Origin of the sequence: Enterobacter sp. JBIWA008 (assembly GCF_019968765.1) — a bacterium.
Lineage (GTDB): Bacteria > Pseudomonadota > Gammaproteobacteria > Enterobacterales > Enterobacteriaceae > Enterobacter.
The window spans coordinates 1,337,800-1,355,853 of the sequence record NZ_CP074149.1 but is presented as its reverse complement, the minus strand read 5'-3'; the positions used below and the strand labels follow the sequence as shown (position 1 = coordinate 1,355,853).

General features: G+C 55.2%; 17 protein-coding genes. 16 read left to right on the top strand and 1 reads right to left on the bottom strand.

Going from position 1 to position 18,054, the window contains the following annotated elements; all coding sequences use genetic code 11:
- Positions 1-89: 89 nt before the first annotated feature.
- The 7 genes from corC to rihA all read left to right on the top strand — a co-directional run bounded on the left by corC (position 90) and on the right by rihA (position 7,129).
- A complete protein-coding gene (gene corC / locus KGP24_RS06600) occupies positions 90-968 on the top strand; it encodes a CNNM family magnesium/cobalt transport protein CorC (protein WP_021242574.1) in 879 nt (292 codons plus the stop codon).
- A 5-nt stretch (positions 969-973) separates the two neighbouring features.
- Positions 974-2,512 (top strand): apolipoprotein N-acyltransferase, encoded by a 1,539-nt coding sequence (gene lnt, locus KGP24_RS06595; RefSeq protein ID WP_223562767.1) that lies wholly within the window; start codon positions 974-976, stop codon positions 2,510-2,512.
- A gap of 354 nt (positions 2,513-2,866) precedes the next feature.
- Positions 2,867-3,772: an amino acid ABC transporter substrate-binding protein gene (locus KGP24_RS06590; protein WP_008501049.1), complete on the top strand. Its 906-nt coding sequence runs from the start codon at positions 2,867-2,869 to the stop codon at positions 3,770-3,772.
- 155 nt (positions 3,773-3,927) lie between these two features.
- Entirely contained in the window at positions 3,928-4,668 is a 741-nt protein-coding gene (locus KGP24_RS06585) for an amino acid ABC transporter permease (RefSeq protein WP_023310756.1), read from the top strand.
- Complete coding sequence (gltK, locus tag KGP24_RS06580; protein ID WP_023334900.1) at positions 4,668-5,342, top strand: glutamate/aspartate ABC transporter permease GltK; 675 nt, start codon at positions 4,668-4,670, stop codon at positions 5,340-5,342. Before KGP24_RS06585 ends, gltK begins: the two co-directional genes overlap by 1 nt.
- A complete protein-coding gene (locus KGP24_RS06575; protein ID WP_014883001.1) occupies positions 5,342-6,067 on the top strand; it encodes an amino acid ABC transporter ATP-binding protein in 726 nt (241 codons plus the stop codon). The genes gltK and KGP24_RS06575 overlap by 1 nt, the downstream gene beginning before the upstream one ends.
- 120 nt (positions 6,068-6,187) lie before the next feature.
- Positions 6,188-7,129 carry a pyrimidine-specific ribonucleoside hydrolase RihA gene (rihA, locus tag KGP24_RS06570; protein WP_223562766.1) on the top strand — a complete coding sequence of 314 codons (942 nt, stop codon included), beginning with the start codon at positions 6,188-6,190 and terminating at the stop codon, positions 7,127-7,129.
- A 67-nt stretch (positions 7,130-7,196) separates the two neighbouring features.
- On the opposite strand, the gene KGP24_RS06565 is transcribed toward rihA, so the two are convergent.
- Positions 7,197-7,679, bottom strand: coding sequence for a zinc ribbon-containing protein (locus tag KGP24_RS06565; RefSeq protein WP_032661386.1), 483 nt, complete (start codon positions 7,677-7,679; stop codon positions 7,197-7,199).
- A gap of 214 nt (positions 7,680-7,893) precedes the next feature.
- Here KGP24_RS06565 and leuS point away from each other — a divergent pair, with 214 nt between their 5' ends.
- The 9 genes from leuS (at position 7,894) to rlpA (ending at position 17,981) form a co-directional block, all read left to right on the top strand.
- Positions 7,894-10,476, top strand: coding sequence for a leucine--tRNA ligase (leuS, locus tag KGP24_RS06560; protein ID WP_223562765.1), 2,583 nt, complete (start codon positions 7,894-7,896; stop codon positions 10,474-10,476).
- Between the two features lie 14 nt (positions 10,477-10,490).
- Complete coding sequence (lptE, locus tag KGP24_RS06555) at positions 10,491-11,060, top strand: LPS assembly lipoprotein LptE (protein ID WP_223562764.1); 570 nt, start codon at positions 10,491-10,493, stop codon at positions 11,058-11,060.
- Positions 11,060-12,091: a DNA polymerase III subunit delta gene (gene holA / locus KGP24_RS06550; RefSeq protein ID WP_223563458.1), complete on the top strand. Its 1,032-nt coding sequence runs from the start codon at positions 11,060-11,062 to the stop codon at positions 12,089-12,091. Before lptE ends, holA begins: the two co-directional genes overlap by 1 nt.
- Positions 12,084-12,749, top strand: coding sequence for a nicotinate-nucleotide adenylyltransferase (nadD, locus tag KGP24_RS06545; protein ID WP_223562763.1), 666 nt, complete (start codon positions 12,084-12,086; stop codon positions 12,747-12,749). Before holA ends, nadD begins: the two co-directional genes overlap by 8 nt.
- A gap of 269 nt (positions 12,750-13,018) precedes the next feature.
- Positions 13,019-13,336: a ribosome silencing factor gene (rsfS, locus tag KGP24_RS06540; RefSeq protein ID WP_003858696.1), complete on the top strand. Its 318-nt coding sequence runs from the start codon at positions 13,019-13,021 to the stop codon at positions 13,334-13,336.
- Positions 13,337-13,339: 3 nt separating this feature from the next.
- Positions 13,340-13,807: a 23S rRNA (pseudouridine(1915)-N(3))-methyltransferase RlmH gene (rlmH, locus tag KGP24_RS06535; RefSeq protein ID WP_003858701.1), complete on the top strand. Its 468-nt coding sequence runs from the start codon at positions 13,340-13,342 to the stop codon at positions 13,805-13,807.
- Positions 13,808-13,835: 28 nt separating this feature from the next.
- A complete protein-coding gene (mrdA, locus tag KGP24_RS06530; protein WP_223562762.1) occupies positions 13,836-15,737 on the top strand; it encodes a peptidoglycan DD-transpeptidase MrdA in 1,902 nt (633 codons plus the stop codon).
- Between the two features lie 2 nt (positions 15,738-15,739).
- Complete coding sequence (gene mrdB / locus KGP24_RS06525; RefSeq protein ID WP_023310746.1) at positions 15,740-16,852, top strand: peptidoglycan glycosyltransferase MrdB; 1,113 nt, start codon at positions 15,740-15,742, stop codon at positions 16,850-16,852.
- A gap of 16 nt (positions 16,853-16,868) precedes the next feature.
- Positions 16,869-17,981, top strand: coding sequence for an endolytic peptidoglycan transglycosylase RlpA (gene rlpA / locus KGP24_RS06520; protein ID WP_223562761.1), 1,113 nt, complete (start codon positions 16,869-16,871; stop codon positions 17,979-17,981).
- Positions 17,982-18,054 lie beyond the last annotated feature (73 nt).

The window sequence follows — 18,054 nt, the reverse complement described above, 5'->3', positions numbered from 1 at the left end:
TCCGTCACCTGACTGACTCACATGCCGCCACGAAAGGACATCGCGTGGCGGTAAACGTTGAACTAACAAGAGAACCCTTAACAAACGCCATGAGCGACGACAATTCACACAGTAGCGACACGACAACCAGTAAAAAGGGATTTTTCTCCCTCATTCTGAACCAGCTTTTCCACGGCGAACCCAAAAACCGTGATGAACTGCTGGAGCTGATTCGTGATTCCGGGCAGAACGATCTTATCGACGAAGATACGCGCGAAATGCTCGAAGGGGTTATGGACATCGCCGACCAGCGCGTTCGCGATATCATGATCCCCCGCTCGCAGATGATCACCCTGAAACGTAACCAGACGCTGGACGAGTGCCTCGATGTGATCATCGAATCCGCCCACTCGCGTTTCCCGGTCATCAGCGAAGACAAGGATCACATCGAAGGGATTTTGATGGCCAAAGATCTGCTGCCATTTATGCGCAGCGATGCCGAAGCCTTCAGCATGGAAAAAGTGTTACGCCAGGCCGTGGTTGTGCCGGAGAGTAAACGTGTGGATCGGATGCTGAAAGAGTTCCGCTCTCAGCGCTACCACATGGCGATTGTTATTGATGAATTTGGTGGCGTTTCCGGACTGGTCACGATCGAGGATATTCTTGAGCTGATCGTGGGCGAAATCGAAGACGAGTACGACGAAGAAGAAGATATCGACTTCCGTCAGCTTAGCCGCCACACCTGGACCGTGCGCGCGCTGGCCTCCATTGAGGACTTCAACGACGCCTTCGGTACCCACTTCAGCGATGAAGAGGTCGATACCATTGGCGGGCTGGTGATGCAGGCCTTTGGCCACCTCCCGGCGCGCGGTGAGACCGTTGACATCGACGGTTACCAGTTCAAAGTGGCAATGGCCGACAGCCGACGTATTATACAGGTTCACGTCAGAACGCCGGACGACTCACCGGTGCCAAAACTGGAAGATTAATGTAAATGGCATTTGCCCCACTGCTTGAACGCCAGCGCGTCCGTTTGCTGCTGGCGCTGTTACTTGGAGCCAGCGGTACGCTGGCTTTCTCACCTTACGATATCTGGCCCGCGGCCATCCTCTCCCTGATGGGGCTTCAGGGCCTGACCCTGAATCGTCGTCCGGTACAGGCCGCTGCCATCGGTTACTTCTGGGGGCTGGGGCTGTTTGGCTCAGGTATCAACTGGGTCTATGTCAGCATCGCCCAGTTTGGCGGTATGCCTGGCCCGGTAAACGTCTTCCTGGTGGTATTGCTCGCCGCGTATCTCTCGCTCTATACCGGTCTGTTCGCCGGCATCCTTTCTCGCCTGTGGCCAAAAACCACCTGGCTGCGCGTCGCCGTTGCCGCGCCGGCGGTCTGGCAGGTAACCGAGTTCCTGCGCGGCTGGGTACTCACCGGCTTCCCGTGGCTGCAGTTCGGCTACAGTCAGATTGACGGTCCGCTGAAAGGCCTGGCGCCGGTAATGGGCGTTGAGGCCATCAACTTCCTGCTGATGGTGGTGAGCGGACTGCTGGTCCTGGCGCTCGTCTCGCGCGGCTGGAGGCCGCTGGCAGTGGCGCTGGTGCTGTTCGCCCTTCCCTTTCCGCTGCGTTATATCCACTGGTTCACGCCTGAGCCTGAGCGCGCCATGCAGGTTTCCATGGTGCAGGGGAATATTCCGCAGTCTATGAAGTGGGATGAGAAAGAGCTGCTGAATACGCTGAAGATCTACGCCAACGCCACCGAAGAGGTAATGGGTAAATCACAGCTGATTATCTGGCCGGAATCTGCGATCCCCGATCTTGAAATTAACCAGCAGCCGTTCCTCAACATGATGAACGACCTGCTGATGGCGCGCGGCAGCACGCTAATCACCGGGATTGTCGATGCGCGTCTGAATCAGCAGAACCGCTACGACACCTACAACAGCATCATTACGCTCGGGAAAAATAGCGAGTACAGCTACCACTCTACTGACCGGTACAACAAGAACCACCTGGTGCCGTTTGGTGAATTTGTCCCGCTGGAGTCGATTCTGCGTCCGCTGGCACCATTCTTTGACCTGCCGATGTCCTCTTTCAGCCGCGGCCCGTACTTACAGCCTCAGCTGCACGCGCACGGATTTGCCCTGACGGCGGCCATCTGCTACGAAATCATTCTCGGCGAGCAGGTGCGCGATAACTTCCGCCCGGATACTGACTATCTGCTGACCATCTCAAACGATGCCTGGTTTGGTAAGTCAATCGGCCCGTGGCAGCACTTCCAGATGGCACGTATGCGCTCCCTGGAGCTGGCGCGTCCGCTGCTGCGTAGCACCAACAACGGCATCACCGCTGTGATTGGACCGCAGGGTGAAATCCAGGCCATGATCCCGCAGTTCACCCGGGAAGTGCTGACCACAAAAGTCACGCCAACCACGGGGCTGACGCCATACGCCCGTACCGGCAACTGGCCGCTGTGGATAATGACCGTGCTGTTCGGCTTTGGCGCGGTGCTGATGAGCCTGCGTCAGCGACGTAAATAACCTTCCCTTCTGTTGCCGGGTAAGGCGTAGCCGCCACCCGGCAGTTCCCTCAAAATTTCAATTCTGGCACGCCTATTGCTTTGTTTATTCAGGTAAACGCAGTTTGGCTTCATGTGCAACTTAGTCGCACCAGCGTAGATCGCCGGCAGCACCGAAACGGTGCAACGGGAGATATTTGCCTCTGAATGGTGCGGCGCGCTTCGCAAAAATAAACAATAACGCAGCAAAATCTTTACATTAAGCCAGACTAAATGTTAACAAGCTTGCATAACACTGCACTCGCATTGCGCGAGATATAACAACATCACAATGGGTATCAATGCGTCGCTGGCGCTGATAAAAAAGGAGTTGGGTATGCAATTACGTAAACTGGCCACAGCAATGCTGGTTATGGGAATGTCTGCTGGCGTGGTTCACGCTGAAGATGCGCCTGCAGCAGGCAGCACTCTCGACAAGATTGCCAAAAACGGCGTCATCGTGGTCGGCCACCGTGAATCTTCTGTCCCGTTCTCTTACTACGACAACACGCAAAAAGTCGTGGGCTATTCACAGGATTACTCCAACGCTATCGTTGAAGCCGTGAAGAAAAAGCTGAACAAACCTGACCTGCAGGTGAAGCTGATCCCTATCACTTCACAAAACCGTATTCCACTGCTGCAAAACGGCACCTTCGACTTCGAGTGTGGCTCCACCACCAACAACCTCGAGCGTCAAAAACAGGCTGCCTTCTCGGACACCATCTTTGTCGTGGGCACCCGTCTGTTGACGAAGAAAGGCGGTGAGATCAAAGACTTCGCTGACCTGAAAGGCAAAGCGGTTGTTGTGACCTCCGGTACCACTTCAGAAGTGCTGCTGCACAAGCTGAATGACGAGAAGAAAATGGATATGCGCATCATCAGCGCGAAAGACCATGGCGACTCCTTCCGTACCCTGGAAAGCGGTCGTGCCGTCGCGTTTATGATGGATGACGCCCTGCTGGCGGGCGAGCGTGCGAAAGCGAAAAAACCAGACAACTGGGATATCGTCGGTACCGCGCAGTCGAAAGAAGCCTATGGCTGTATGCTGCGTAAAGACGATCCACAGTTCAAAAAGCTGATCGATGACACCATCGCTCAGGTACAGACCTCCGGCGAAGCGGAAAAATGGTTCGACAAGTGGTTCAAGAACCCGATTCCACCAAAAAACCTGAACATGAATTTTGAACTGTCTGACGACATGAAAGCGCTGTTCAAATCTCCAAATGACAAGGCTCTTAACTAATTAGAACTACAGGGGCGGGATCTCCTGCCCTCTCGATTGTCGGGAAGCATGGACAGACTACACGTTGAGTGGTCGTTCCCCACTCAGCGCTAAAAATGAGCTTCTCACCAATCTTCGAGGGTAGCGCTGCTACCCTTTTTTTTCTGGAGTTTATTATGTCAATAGACTGGAACTGGGGCATATTTCTGCAACAAGCCCCGTTCGGCAACACCACCTATCTTGGCTGGCTGTGGAGCGGCTTTCAGGTTACCGTGGCATTATCGATAACGGCGTGGATTATCGCGTTTCTTGTCGGTTCTTTGTTCGGTATTCTGCGCACCGTTCCTAACCGTTTTCTTTCAACACTCGGCACCCTTTATGTGGAACTGTTCCGTAACGTTCCGCTGATCGTGCAATTCTTTACCTGGTATCTGGTCATCCCGGAACTGCTGCCGGAAAATATTGGCATGTGGTTCAAGTCGGAACTGGATCCGAACGTGCAGTTCTTTGTCTCCTCCATGATGTGTCTGGGGCTGTTTACCGCTGCGCGCGTTTGCGAGCAGGTGCGTGCCGCCATTCAGTCATTGCCGCGCGGACAAAAAAATGCGGGCCTGGCAATGGGTCTGACGCTACCCCAAACCTACCGCTACGTGCTGCTGCCTAACGCCTACCGCGTTATCGTTCCACCGATGACCTCCGAGATGATGAACCTGGTGAAAAACTCGGCCATCGCCTCGACTATCGGCCTGGTGGATATGGCCGCGCAGGCGGGCAAGCTGCTGGATTACTCCGCTCACGCGTGGGAATCCTTCACCGCGATCACGCTCGCATATGTTCTGATTAACGCTTTCATCATGCTGGTGATGAACCTGGTTGAACGCAAAATCCGCCTGCCGGGTAATCTGGGGGGCAAATAATGTACGAATTTGACTGGAGTTCTATCGTTCCATCCATGCCTTACCTGCTTGATGGCCTGGTGATTACCTTAAAAATCACCGTTATTGCCATCATCATTGGTATCGTCTGGGGCACCCTGCTGGCCGTCATGCGCCTGTCGAGCTTTAAACCGTTCGCCTGGTTTGCGACCGCCTACGTTAACGTGTTCCGCTCCATCCCGCTGGTGATGGTGCTGCTGTGGTTTTACCTGATTGTGCCCGGCTTCCTGCAGAACGTGCTGGGGCTGTCGCCGAAAACCGATATCCGTCTGATCTCCGCCATGGTGGCGTTCTCAATGTTCGAGGCCGCTTACTATTCTGAGATTATCCGCGCGGGCATTCAGAGTATCTCCCGCGGGCAATCCAGCGCCGCGCTGGCGCTGGGAATGACGCACTGGCAGTCCATGCAGCTCATTATTCTGCCGCAGGCGTTTCGCGCCATGGTTCCGCTCCTGCTGACCCAGGGTATCGTACTGTTCCAGGATACCTCGCTGGTCTATGTGCTGAGTCTGGCAGACTTCTTCCGCACCGCGTCAACCATAGGTGAACGTGATGGTACGCAGGTCGAGATGGTGCTCTTTGCGGGTGCGGTCTATTTTGTGATTAGTTTAAGCGCGTCGCTGTTGGTCAGCTGGCTGAAGAAAAGGACGGTATAATGATTTCCCTGAAAAATGTTTCTAAATGGTATGGGCACTTTCAGGTGCTGACCGACTGCTCCACTGAAGTCAAAAAAGGCGACGTGGTGGTGGTGTGCGGGCCGTCCGGCTCCGGTAAATCGACGCTGATCAAAACCGTCAACGGACTGGAGCCGGTGCAACAGGGTGAAATCGTTGTCAATGGCACCAAAGTCAACGACAAGAAAACCAACCTTGCTCAGCTTCGCTCGCACGTTGGCATGGTGTTCCAGCATTTTGAGCTGTTCCCTCACCTCTCCATTATTGAGAACCTGACGCTGGCTCAGGTAAAAGTACTTAAGCGTGATAAAAAAGCGTCGCGCGAGAAAGGTCTGAAACTCCTGGAACGCGTTGGGCTCTCGGCGCATGCCGATAAGTTCCCGGCACAGCTTTCTGGCGGCCAACAGCAGCGTGTGGCGATCGCCCGTGCGCTGTGTATGGATCCGGTGGCAATGCTGTTTGATGAGCCAACGTCGGCGCTCGATCCAGAGATGATCAACGAAGTGCTGGACGTGATGGTCGAGCTGGCGCATGAAGGGATGACCATGATGGTGGTGACCCATGAAATGGGCTTCGCCCGTAAAGTGGCCAACCGCGTGATTTTCATGGACGAAGGGAAAATTGTCGAAGACTCACCGAAAGAAGAGTTCTTCGCTAACCCGAAATCCGAGCGTGCGAAAGATTTCCTTGCGAAAATTCTGCACTAATCTTCTCGGTGCGCAATCTGCGGATTGCGCACCGCTTCACGCTTTCACTCACTTTCTCTCGTCGGCGTCACATTGCAGCGTTAACCTTGTCACAAAATAACGCTACGTATGGAGAACGCTATGACACAGCCTATTATTCTCGATTGCGATCCGGGTCATGATGACGCAATCGCGCTCGTCCTCGCGCTTGCTTCCCCTGAACTCGACGTAAAAGCCGTCACCTCGTCCGCCGGAAACCAGACGCCTGACAAAACCCTGCGTAACGTTTTGCGCATGCTAACGCTGCTCAAACGCACCGATATTCCTGTCGCCGGTGGAGCCCTCAAACCCCTGATGCGTGAATTAATTATCGCGGATAACGTGCATGGTGAAAGCGGGCTGGACGGCCCGGCACTGCCTGAGCCGGGCTTCACGCCGCAAAACTGTACCGCCGTGGATCTGATGGCGAAGGTGCTGCGCGAGAGCGCGGAACCCGTCACGCTGGTAGCAACGGGACCGCAAACTAACGTCGCGCTGCTGCTGAACAGCCATCCTGAGCTGCATAATAAAATTGCCCGTATTGTGATTATGGGCGGGGCAATGGGGCTGGGGAACTGGACGCCTGCGGCGGAGTTCAACATCTTTGTCGACCCGGAAGCGGCGGAAATTGTCTTCCAGTCCGGCTTACCGATTGTGATGGCAGGACTGGACGTTACCCATCGCGCGCAGATTATGGCGGACGATATTGAGCGATTTCGCTCCGTGGGCAACCCGGTTGCGACAACCGTAGCAGAACTGCTCGATTTCTTTATGGAGTATCACAAAACCGAGAAGTGGGGCTTCCACGGCGCGCCGCTGCATGACCCGTGCACCATTGCCTGGCTACTGAAGCCGGAAATGTTCACCACGGTGGACAGATGGGTTGGCGTCGAGACGCAGGGAAAATACACCCAGGGAATGACGGTGGTGGATTACTACTCGCTGACGGGGAATAAACCGAATACCACGGTGATGGTGGACATCGATCGCGAGGCGTTTGTGGATTTGCTGGCAGAGAGACTTGCTTACTATAGTGCGGCCTGATCCCCTCTCTCACGGGAAGAGGATGCAGACACTAAAAACGGCAACATGGTTGCCGTTTTGCTTTTATTTATGGCTCAAACGGCCGACGCTGGAACTGATCGTGGCCGCATTTCGGACACAGCGGCAGGACATCCGGCGTATACACCGCAATATGGTGGTGGCAATTCTCACACACCAGATTTCCCAACCCGACCACCTCACCGCTGTGATACACACCGTGATGGTTCAAATCCTGAAAGACCTCGCGCCACTCCAGCTGCGTTTTATCAGTAATGTCAGCCAGCTCCTGCCACAGGCTCTCCTTAATGACCCTCATAAAGACGCTGTCGGTCACCTCTTCCTGACTCTCCTGATAGCTGCGCGCGAACTCTTCCAGATCGCGACGCACGGCGCGCGTCACCTCTTCCACTTCGGTTCGCGTTAACTCACCCGTTTGCGTCACGCGGGCACGCGCTTGCTCCACCAGCGCGTCGATATCTCGCTCGCCGTTACGCAGTCGTTCCGTCAGTGTCGCCACCAGTTCGCGATAAAATTGAGCAACCTTGTTCATCATTTTGCCTCCCGGGTAAGTAACTATTTCTAATAATAGACCTTATTTCACCGCCGCTTTGTCAGGTGAAGCACAGACCCGGTAAATTCCTGCAAAGCGCATTTGTGCGAAAGGCTGTTTTGACGCGGACGTTTGGGCTATGCTATGCGGATCTGAATTACCACATCCATTGGCTACATTTGTAGCTGTATTGAAAACAGGACCACTGGCTGCCATGCAAGAGCAATACCGCCCGGAAGAGATAGAATCAAAAGTCCAGCAACACTGGGACGAGAAGCGCACCTTTGAAGTAACCGAAGACGAGAGCAAAGAGAAGTATTACTGCCTGTCGATGCTTCCCTATCCTTCTGGTCGACTACACATGGGCCATGTGCGTAACTACACCATCGGCGATGTGATTGCACGCTACCAGCGCATGCTGGGCAAAAACGTTCTGCAGCCTATCGGCTGGGATGCGTTCGGTCTGCCTGCGGAAGGCGCAGCGGTCAAAAACAACACCGCGCCGGCACCGTGGACGTACGACAACATCGCGTACATGAAAAACCAGCTCAAAATGCTGGGCTTTGGCTATGACTGGAGCCGCGAGCTGGCAACCTGCACCCCGGAATACTACCGCTGGGAACAGAAGTTCTTCACCGAGCTGTACAAAAAAGGCCTGGTGTATAAGAAGACCTCTGCCGTGAACTGGTGCCCGAATGACCAGACCGTTCTCGCTAACGAACAGGTTATCGACGGCTGCTGCTGGCGCTGCGACACCAAAGTTGAGCGTAAAGAGATCCCGCAATGGTTTATCAAAATCACCGCTTACGCTGATGAGCTGCTGAACGATCTGGACAATCTGGACCACTGGCCAGACACCGTTAAAACCATGCAGCGCAACTGGATCGGCCGTTCTGAAGGCGTGGAGATTACCTTCAACGTTGAGAACTATGATCAGACCCTGACTGTCTACACCACCCGTCCGGACACCTTCATGGGCGCGACCTACCTGGCCGTGGCCGCAGGTCACCCGCTGGCGCAGAAAGCGGCAGAGAGCAACCCGGAACTGGCGACCTTCATCGACGAATGCCGCAACACCAAAGTGGCCGAAGCCGACATGGCGACGATGGAGAAAAAAGGTGTTGATACGGGCTTTAAAGCCATTCACCCACTGACTGGCGAAGCGATCCCTGTCTGGGCCGCCAACTTCGTGCTGATGGAATACGGCACAGGTGCTGTGATGGCTGTTCCGGGTCACGACCAGCGCGACTACGAGTTTGCCACCAAATATGGCCTGACCATCAAGCCTGTTATCCTGGCGGCTGACGGATCTGAACCAGACCTGTCCGAACAAGCGCTGACCGAAAAAGGTACCTTGTTCAACTCCGGCGAGTTCAGCGGTCTGAGCTTCGAAGAGGGCTTCAACGCCATCGCCGACAAGCTGGCCTCCCTTGGCGTGGGCGAGCGCAAAGTTAACTTCCGCCTGCGCGACTGGGGCGTGTCCCGCCAGCGTTACTGGGGTGCGCCAATCCCAATGGTGACGCTGGAAGATGGCACCGTGATGCCAACGCCGGAAGATCAGCTCCCGGTGATCCTGCCAGAAGACGTGGTCATGGACGGTATCACCAGCCCGATCAAAGCCGATCCGGAGTGGGCAAAAACCACCGTCAACGGTCAGCCTGCGCTGCGTGAAACCGACACCTTTGACACCTTTATGGAGTCATCCTGGTACTATGCGCGCTACACCTGTCCGCAGTATCAGGACGGAATGCTCGATTCCGATGCGGCAAACTACTGGCTGCCGGTAGATATCTACATCGGCGGCATCGAACACGCCATCATGCACCTGCTCTACTTCCGCTTCTTCCACAAACTGATGCGCGATGCAGGCATGGTGAACTCTGACGAACCAGCAAAACAGCTGCTGTGTCAGGGCATGGTACTGGCAGATGCGTTCTATTACGTCGGTGCCAACGGCGAGCGTAACTGGGTTTCTCCGGTTGATGCGATCGTCGAGCGCGACGAGAAGGGCCGCATCGTTAAGGCGAAAGACGCCGAAGGTCATGAACTGGTCTACACCGGCATGAGCAAGATGTCTAAGTCGAAAAACAACGGTATCGACCCGCAGGTGATGGTTGAGCGTTATGGCGCGGATACCGTGCGTCTGTTCATGATGTTTGCCTCTCCGGCGGACATGACCCTGGAATGGCAGGAATCTGGCGTGGAAGGCGCGAACCGCTTCCTGAAACGCGTCTGGAAACTGGTCTACGAACACACCGCTCTGGGTGATGCCCCGGCGCTTAACGCCGCCGTACTGACTGAAGATCAGCAGGCGCTGCGTCGTGATGTTCATAAAACGATTGCGAAAGTGACCGATGATATTGGTCGTCGTCAGACCTTCAATACCGCAATTGCGGCTATTATGGAACTGATGAACAAGCTGGCGAAAGCCCCGCAGGACGGTGAGCAGGATCGTGCCTTAATGCGCGAAGCGCTGCTGGCCGTCGTTCGCATGCTGAACCCGTTCACTCCACACGTTAGCTTCACCCTGTGGCAGGAGCTGAAAGGCGAAGGCGATATCGACAACGCGCCGTGGCCGCAGGCTGACGAAGCCGCGATGGTGGAAAACACCACGCTGGTTGTAGTCCAGGTAAACGGCAAAGTACGCGGTAAAATTACCGTGGCGGTCGATGCAACCGAAGAACAGGTTCGCGAACGTGCGGGCCAGGAACCTCTGGTCGCAAAATATCTTGAGGGCGTTACCGTACGTAAAGTGATCTACGTACCGGGTAAACTGCTTAATCTGGTCGTTGGCTAAGCGCGGGAGGAAACGTGCGACAACTGGCAACAATACTCTTATCACTGGCGGTGCTTGTCACCGCTGGCTGTGGCTGGCACCTGCGTAATACCACGGCAGTGCCTGCTCAGATGAAAACGATGATTTTCGACTCATCAGATCCGAATGGTCCACTCAGCCGGGCAGTTCGTAATCAACTGCGTCTGAACGGCGTTGAGCTTGTTGAGAAACAAACGCTGCGCCAGGATGTACCGTCTCTGCGTATCATTGGAGGAGGCCTGTCGAAAGATACAGCCTCTATCTTCCAGGATGGCCGTACCGCAGAGTATCAGATGGTGCTGACGGTCAACGCGGCAGTCCTGATCCCGGGTAAAGACATCTACCCAATCAGCGCTAAAGTGTACCGTTCGTTCTTCGATAACCCGCAGACGGCGCTGGCAAAAGATGCCGAGCAGCAGATTATCATCAACGAAATGTACGACAAGGCGGCGGAACAGCTGATCCGCAAACTGCCAAGTATTGCAGCGTCGACTAAACAAGGATCTGACATCGTTGAAAAACCGGTTGCCGGCACGCTTCCTGCTGCTAACTCTCTGGGTAAATGATGATCAGGCTGTATCCTGAACAACTCCGCGCGCAGCTCAAAGAAGGGCTGCGCGCGGCGTATCTGCTTCTTGGAAACGATCCATTATTACTTCAGGAAAGCCTGGATGCCGTGCGGTATGCGGCCGCCTCTGAGGGCTTCGATGAACATCATACTGTCCAGCTGGATAACAACACCGACTGGAATGCCCTCTTCTCACTCTGTCAGGCGATGAGCCTTTTTGCCTCGCGCCAGACTATTCAGATTCTGCTGCCGGAGAATGGCCCTAACGCGGCTATCAATGAACAGCTGGGCACGCTCGTCCGCCTGCTTCATAGCGATCTACTGCTGATCGTGCGCGGCAACAAGCTTACCAAAGCGCAGGAAAATGCGGCGTGGTTCACCCAGCTCGCAGCCCACGCGGTACAGATCACCTGTCAGACGCCTGAGCAAGCGCATCTGCCCAAATGGGTGGCAGCGAGAGCGAAGCAGAACAACCTTCAGCTGGATGATGCGGCGAACCAGCTGCTCTGCTACTGCTATGAAGGTAACCTGCTGGCCCTGGCGCAGGCGCTGGACAGGCTCTCCCTGCTCTGGCCAGACGGCAAACTAACCTTGCCGCGCGTCGAGCAGGCCGTTAACGACGCCGCGCACTTCACGCCGTTCCACTGGGTGGATGCGCTACTGTCGGCGAAAAGCAAACGCGCCCTGCATATTCTGCAACAGCTGCGTCTCGAAGGGAGCGAACCCGTTATTCTGCTGCGTACGCTGCAGCGCGAATTACTGCTGCTGATTACGCTCAAGCGTCAGTCTGCCCATACGCCGCTGCGTTCGCTATTTGATAAACATCGCGTGTGGCAAAATCGCCGGGCTTTGACCACCGAGGCCGTCAACCGCCTGAGTCATGAACAGCTTCGTCAGGCTGTACAGCTTCTGATGCGCGCAGAGCTCACGTTAAAACAAGATTACGGCCAGTCGGTCTGGGCGGAGCTGGAAAGCCTTTCTCTATTGCTCTGCCACAAGGCGCTGGCAGACGTTTTTATTGATGGATAGCATGTATTCTTTACAGGCCTTATATGGCGGCACCTTCGACCCGGTGCATTACGGACATCTGAAGCCGGTTGAAATTCTGGCGAATCTGATCGGCCTTCAGCGCGTCACCATCATGCCCAATAATGTTCCGCCGCACCGCCCCCAGCCTGAAGCAACCAGCGAGCAGCGCAAAGAGATGCTCGCTCTGGCTATCGCGGATAAGCCGCTCTTCAGGCTGGATGAACGGGAATTGCGTCGCGACACCCCCTCGTGGACGTCGCAAACGCTGCAGGAGTGGCGGGCCGAGCAAGGGCCTGAACAGCCGCTCGCCTTTATCATCGGTCAGGACTCCCTGCTCAACTTCCCCACGTGGCATCAGTATGAAACCATTCTGGAGAACAGCCATCTGCTCGTCTGCCGCCGTCCTGGCTACCCGCTGACCATGCGCGAAGCGCAATATCAGCAGTGGCTTGAAGACCATCTCACCGATAATGTTGAAGATCTTCACAATCAGCCTGCCGGGAAGATCTATCTGGCGGAAACGCCGTGGTTCGATATCTCTGCGACCCTCATTCGTGAGCGTTTACAGCAGGGTTTAGCCTGTGACGATCTGCTGCCGACCCCGGTGCTGGCCTATATCCATACGCACGGTTTGTATCAGAAAAGCGCAGATGAATAGCCGGAGGGCATAAAAAGCGGCTTATTGTTTATCCTGCCTTGACAGGGTAAGCCATACTGTTATTCTCCGCTGCCAGACTTTCCCGCCGATCATTGCTTTACAGAAATTGTTTTACAAAAATGGCGATGCAATCTCAGGCGGAGGGTGGGATGATACCCGCCTTCAAAAGCCCGGCCGGAGACATTTGTCCCGACAGAGGCATGAGTTCAGGTATACTGTCTGGCTACGAATTCAAAGTTTTACAATCTCATTCACCCCAGGGGGAAAACTTGCAGGGTAAAGCACTCCAGGATTTTGTTATTGACAAAATTGATGACCTGAAAGGTCAGGACATCATCGCTATCGACGTTAAGGGTAAATCCAGTATTACCGACTGCATGATCATCTGCACCGGTACATCGACGCGTCATGTTGTTTCGATTGCCGATCACGTGGTTCAGGAATCGCGTGCAGCAGGGCTGTTGCCGCTGGGTGTTGAAGGTGAAGCGACGGCTGACTGGGTGGTGGTCGACCTCGGCGATGTGATTGTCCACGTCATGCAGGAAGAGAGCCGTCGCCTGTATGAGCTGGAAAAACTCTGGGGTTAATGCGTGAAGTTGCAGCTGGTCGCTGTCGGCACCAAAATGCCGGACTGGGTACAAACCGGTTTTACTGAATATCTGCGTCGTTTTCCAAAAGACATGCCGTTCGAACTGGTGGAGATCCCTGCCGGGAAGCGCGGTAAGAACGCGGATATCAAACGTATTCTCGATAAAGAGGGCGAACTGATGCTGGCTGCCGCTGGCAAGAACCGCATCGTCACCCTCGATATTCCGGGTAAACCCTGGGATACGCCGCAGCTGGCGCACGAACTGGAGCGCTGGAAGCAGGATGGCCGTGACGTTAGTCTGCTGATTGGCGGACCTGAAGGGTTGTCCCCTGCCTGCAAAGCGGCAGCAGAACAAAGTTGGTCCCTCTCCGCGCTGACGCTTCCCCACCCGCTTGTTCGGGTACTGGTGGCAGAAAGCCTGTATCGCGCGTGGAGCATTACTACCAACCACCCCTATCACCGCGAGTAATGACTGACCAGGGTAGATTAAGCAGCGGATGAAACTACAGAATTCTTTTCGCGACTATACGGCTGAGTCCGCGCTGTTTGTGCGCCGGGCGCTGGTCGCCTTTACCGGGATTTTGCTGCTTACCGGCGTACTGATCGCCAACCTTTATAATCTGCAAATTGTCCGCTTTACCGACTACCAGACGCGTTCAAACGAAAACCGTATTAAGCTGGTGCCAATCGCCCCCAGCCGCGGCATTATTTACGATCGTAACGGAACCCCGCTGGCATTAAACCGCACCATCTATCAAATCGAGATGATGCCGGAAAAAGTCGATAATGTTCAGGATACGCTGGAAGCGCTGAAAAGCGTTGTCGACCTTAACGATGACGATATCGCCGCCTTCAAAAAAGAGCGTGCCCGCTCTCACCGCTTCACCTCTATTCCGGTTAAAACCAATCTTACGGAAGTCCAGGTGGCCCGCTTTGCGGTGAATCAGTACCGCTTCCCCGGCGTGGAAGTGAAGGGGTATAAGCGTCGCTACTATCCCTACGGCTCCGCGCTGACGCATGTGATTGGCTACGTTTCCAAGATTAACGACAAAGACGTTGACCGCCTTGATAAAGACGGCAAGCTGGCCAACTACGCTGCTACGCACGATATCGGTAAGCTGGGGATCGAACGTTACTACGAAGACGTTCTGCACGGACAAACCGGCTATGAAGAGGTTGAAGTTAACAACCGTGGCCGCGTGATCCGCCAGCTGAAAGAAGTGCCGCCTCAGGCGGGGCATGACGTCTATCTGACACTCGACCTCAAACTTCAGCAGTATATTGAAACCCTGCTGGCGGGCAGCCGTGCAGCCGTTGTGGTCACCGATCCTCGTACCGGCGGTATCCTGGCGATGGTCTCCATGCCTAGCTATGATCCGAACCTCTTTGTTGACGGCATTTCCAGCAAGGACTATTCAGGTCTGCTGAATGACCCGAACACGCCGCTGGTGAACCGCGCAACGCAAGGGGTTTACCCGCCGGCATCAACGGTTAAACCATACGTGGCGGTCTCTGCCCTGAGTGCCGGCGTCATCAACCGTAATACCAGTCTGTTTGACCCGGGCTGGTGGCAGCTTCCGGGCTCAGAAAAACGCTATCGTGACTGGAAAAAATGGGGACACGGCCATCTGAACGTCACCAAATCGCTGGAGGAATCTGCCGATACCTTCTTCTATCAGGTGGCGTATGACATGGGGATCGACCGCCTGTCTGAGTGGATGAGCAAATTCGGCTACGGGCATTACACCGGCGTGGACCTTGCAGAAGAACGTTCAGGTAATATGCCAACGCGTGAATGGAAGCTGAAGCGCTTTAAAAAACCGTGGTATCAGGGTGACACCATTCCGGTGGGTATCGGCCAGGGCTACTGGACGGCGACGCCGATTCAGATGAACAAAGCCATGATGATCCTCATCAATGATGGCGTGGTGAAAGTGCCTCATCTGCTACAGAGCACGGTTGAAGACGGCAAAAAAGTGCCGTGGAACCAGCCGCTCGAGGCGCCGGTGGGTGACATCCATTCCGGATTCTGGGAAATTGCGAAAGATGGTATGTACGGCGTGGCAAACCGCCCGAATGGGACCGCGCATAAGTACTTCGCCGGTACGCCGTACAAAGTGGCCGCGAAATCCGGTACCGCGCAGGTGTTTGGTCTGAAAGCCAACGAAACCTATAACGCGCACCGCATTGCTGAACGTCTGCGTGACCATAAGCTGATGACGGCGTTTGCCCCTTATGATAACCCACAGGTCGCGGTGGCGATGATTCTGGAGAACGGCGGTGCCGGGCCAGCAGTAGGGACCATCATGCGCCAGATCCTTGACCACATTATGCTGGGTGATAACAACACCGAACTGCCGGCTGAAAACCCGGCCGCCGCTGCGGCGGAGGACCAATAATCATGACGGATAATCCAAATAAAAAATCGCTGTGGGACAAAATCCACATCGACCCAGCTATGCTGCTGATCCTGTTGGCTCTGCTGGTTTACAGCGCCCTGGTTATCTGGAGCGCCAGCGGCCAGGACATCGGCATGATGGAGCGCAAAATCGGCCAGATCGCCATGGGTCTGATCATTATGGTGGTGATGGCGCAGATCCCGCCGCGCGTCTACGAAGGCTGGGCGCCCTACCTCTACATATTCTGTATTATTTTGCTGGTTGCGGTAGATGCGTTTGGCGCCATTTCAAAAGGGGCGCAGCGCTGGCTGGATCTGGGCGTTGTCCGCTTCCAGCCTTCGGAAATTGCTAAAATCGCCGTTCCATTGATGGTGGCACGCTTTATCAACCGCGACGTCTGTCCGCCGTCTCTGAAAAATACCGCCATTGCGCTGGTGCTGATTTTCCTGCCGACGCTGCTGGTTGCGGCGCAGCCTGACCTTGGCACCTCAATTCTTATCGCCCTCTCCGGCCTGTTTGTTCTTTTCCTGTCGGGACTGAGCTGGCGCCTGATTGGTATCGCGGTGGTGCTGATTGCGGCGTTCATTCCTATCCTCTGGTTCTTCCTGATGCATGATTACCAGCGCCAGCGCGTCATGATGCTGCTCGATCCGGAAACCGATCCGCTGGGCGCGGGCTATCATATTATTCAGTCCAAGATTGCGATTGGCTCCGGCGGACTACGCGGTAAAGGCTGGCTGCACGGCACGCAGTCGCAGCTGGAGTTTTTACCTGAACGCCACACCGACTTTATCTTTGCCGTACTGGCGGAAGAGCTGGGGCTGGTTGGCATCTTAATATTGCTGGCGCTGTACGTACTGCTGATCATGCGGGGATTGTGGATTGCAGCACGCGCACAAACCACTTTTGGTCGCGTCATGGCCGGCGGGTTGATGCTGATTTTATTCGTTTATGTCTTCGTAAATATTGGTATGGTGAGTGGTATTCTGCCGGTGGTAGGCGTACCGCTGCCGCTAGTGAGTTACGGAGGCTCCGCACTGATCGTGTTGATGGCCGGGTTTGGTATCGTGATGTCGATTCATACCCACAGAAAAATGTTGTCAAAAAGCGTATAAAAATAAGGGGATCGGAATGCGTAAGCAGTGGCTGGGGATCTGCATTGCGGCAAGTTTACTTGCGGCCTGCACAAGTGATGATGGTCAGCAACAGGCAACCGTCGCGCCACCGCAGCCTGCGGTGTGTAATGGCCCTATTGTTGAAATCAGCGGTGCCGATCCCGTTTATGAACCGCTGAATGCCAGTGCCAATCAGGATTACGAGCGCGACGGCAAAAGCTATAAAATTGTTCAGGACCCTTCCCGTTTCAGTCAGGCAGGCTTTGCCGCCATTTATGATGCCGAGCCAGGCAGTAACCTGACGGCTTCCGGGGAAGCGTTCGACCCCATGCAGCTGACGGCAGCCCACCCGACGCTGCCAATTCCGAGCTATGCACGTATAACGAACCTGGCGAATGGGCGAATGATCGTCGTAAAAATTAACGATCGTGGTCCATACGGTAATGATCGGGTGATCTCTCTTTCCCGCGCATCCGCCGATCGCCTGAACACCTCGAACAACACCAAAGTCCGTATTGACCCGATTATTGTCGCGCAGGATGGTTCGCTGTCCGGCCCGGGTACCGCCTGTACGACGGTGGCAAAACAGACCTATGCCCTTCCTGACCGCCCAAATCTTGACGGCGGAATGGGCAGCGTCTCTTCTCCGGCCGAGCCCGCTCAACCGGGGGGAGAAATACGCCCGATCAGCAATGACACGCTGCAAAGTGAGGATTCTACCGGCGCGCCGGTAAAGAGTAGCGGCTTTCTTGGCGCACCGACGACCTTAGCCTCCGGCGTGCTGGAAGGCAGTGAACCGACGCCAGCCCCCGCTCCCGTTTCTGCGCCAGCGACCCAGCCGGCTCCCGTAACGGCGCCAGCGACCACGCAAAGTGCGGCGGTGGCGGCTCCAACAGCGGCCAGCGGCAGCTATGTGGTTCAGGTAGGCGCAGTGAGCGATCAGGCCCGGGCCAAACAGTATCAGCAGCGTCTGAGCCAGCAGTTTGGTGTTCCTGGACGCGTTGAGCAGAACGGCGCGGTCTGGCGCATTCAGATGGGGCCGTTTACCAGCAAATCGCAGGCCGCGTCCCTGCAGCAGCGTCTGCAAAATGAAGCTCAGCTTCAGTCATTTATCGCTGTTGCGAAATAATTAACCGGCGGTATCCGAATTGTCAGTTTGTGTAAAACACATTCACAAACTCATGCTTAAAGTCGGATGCCTG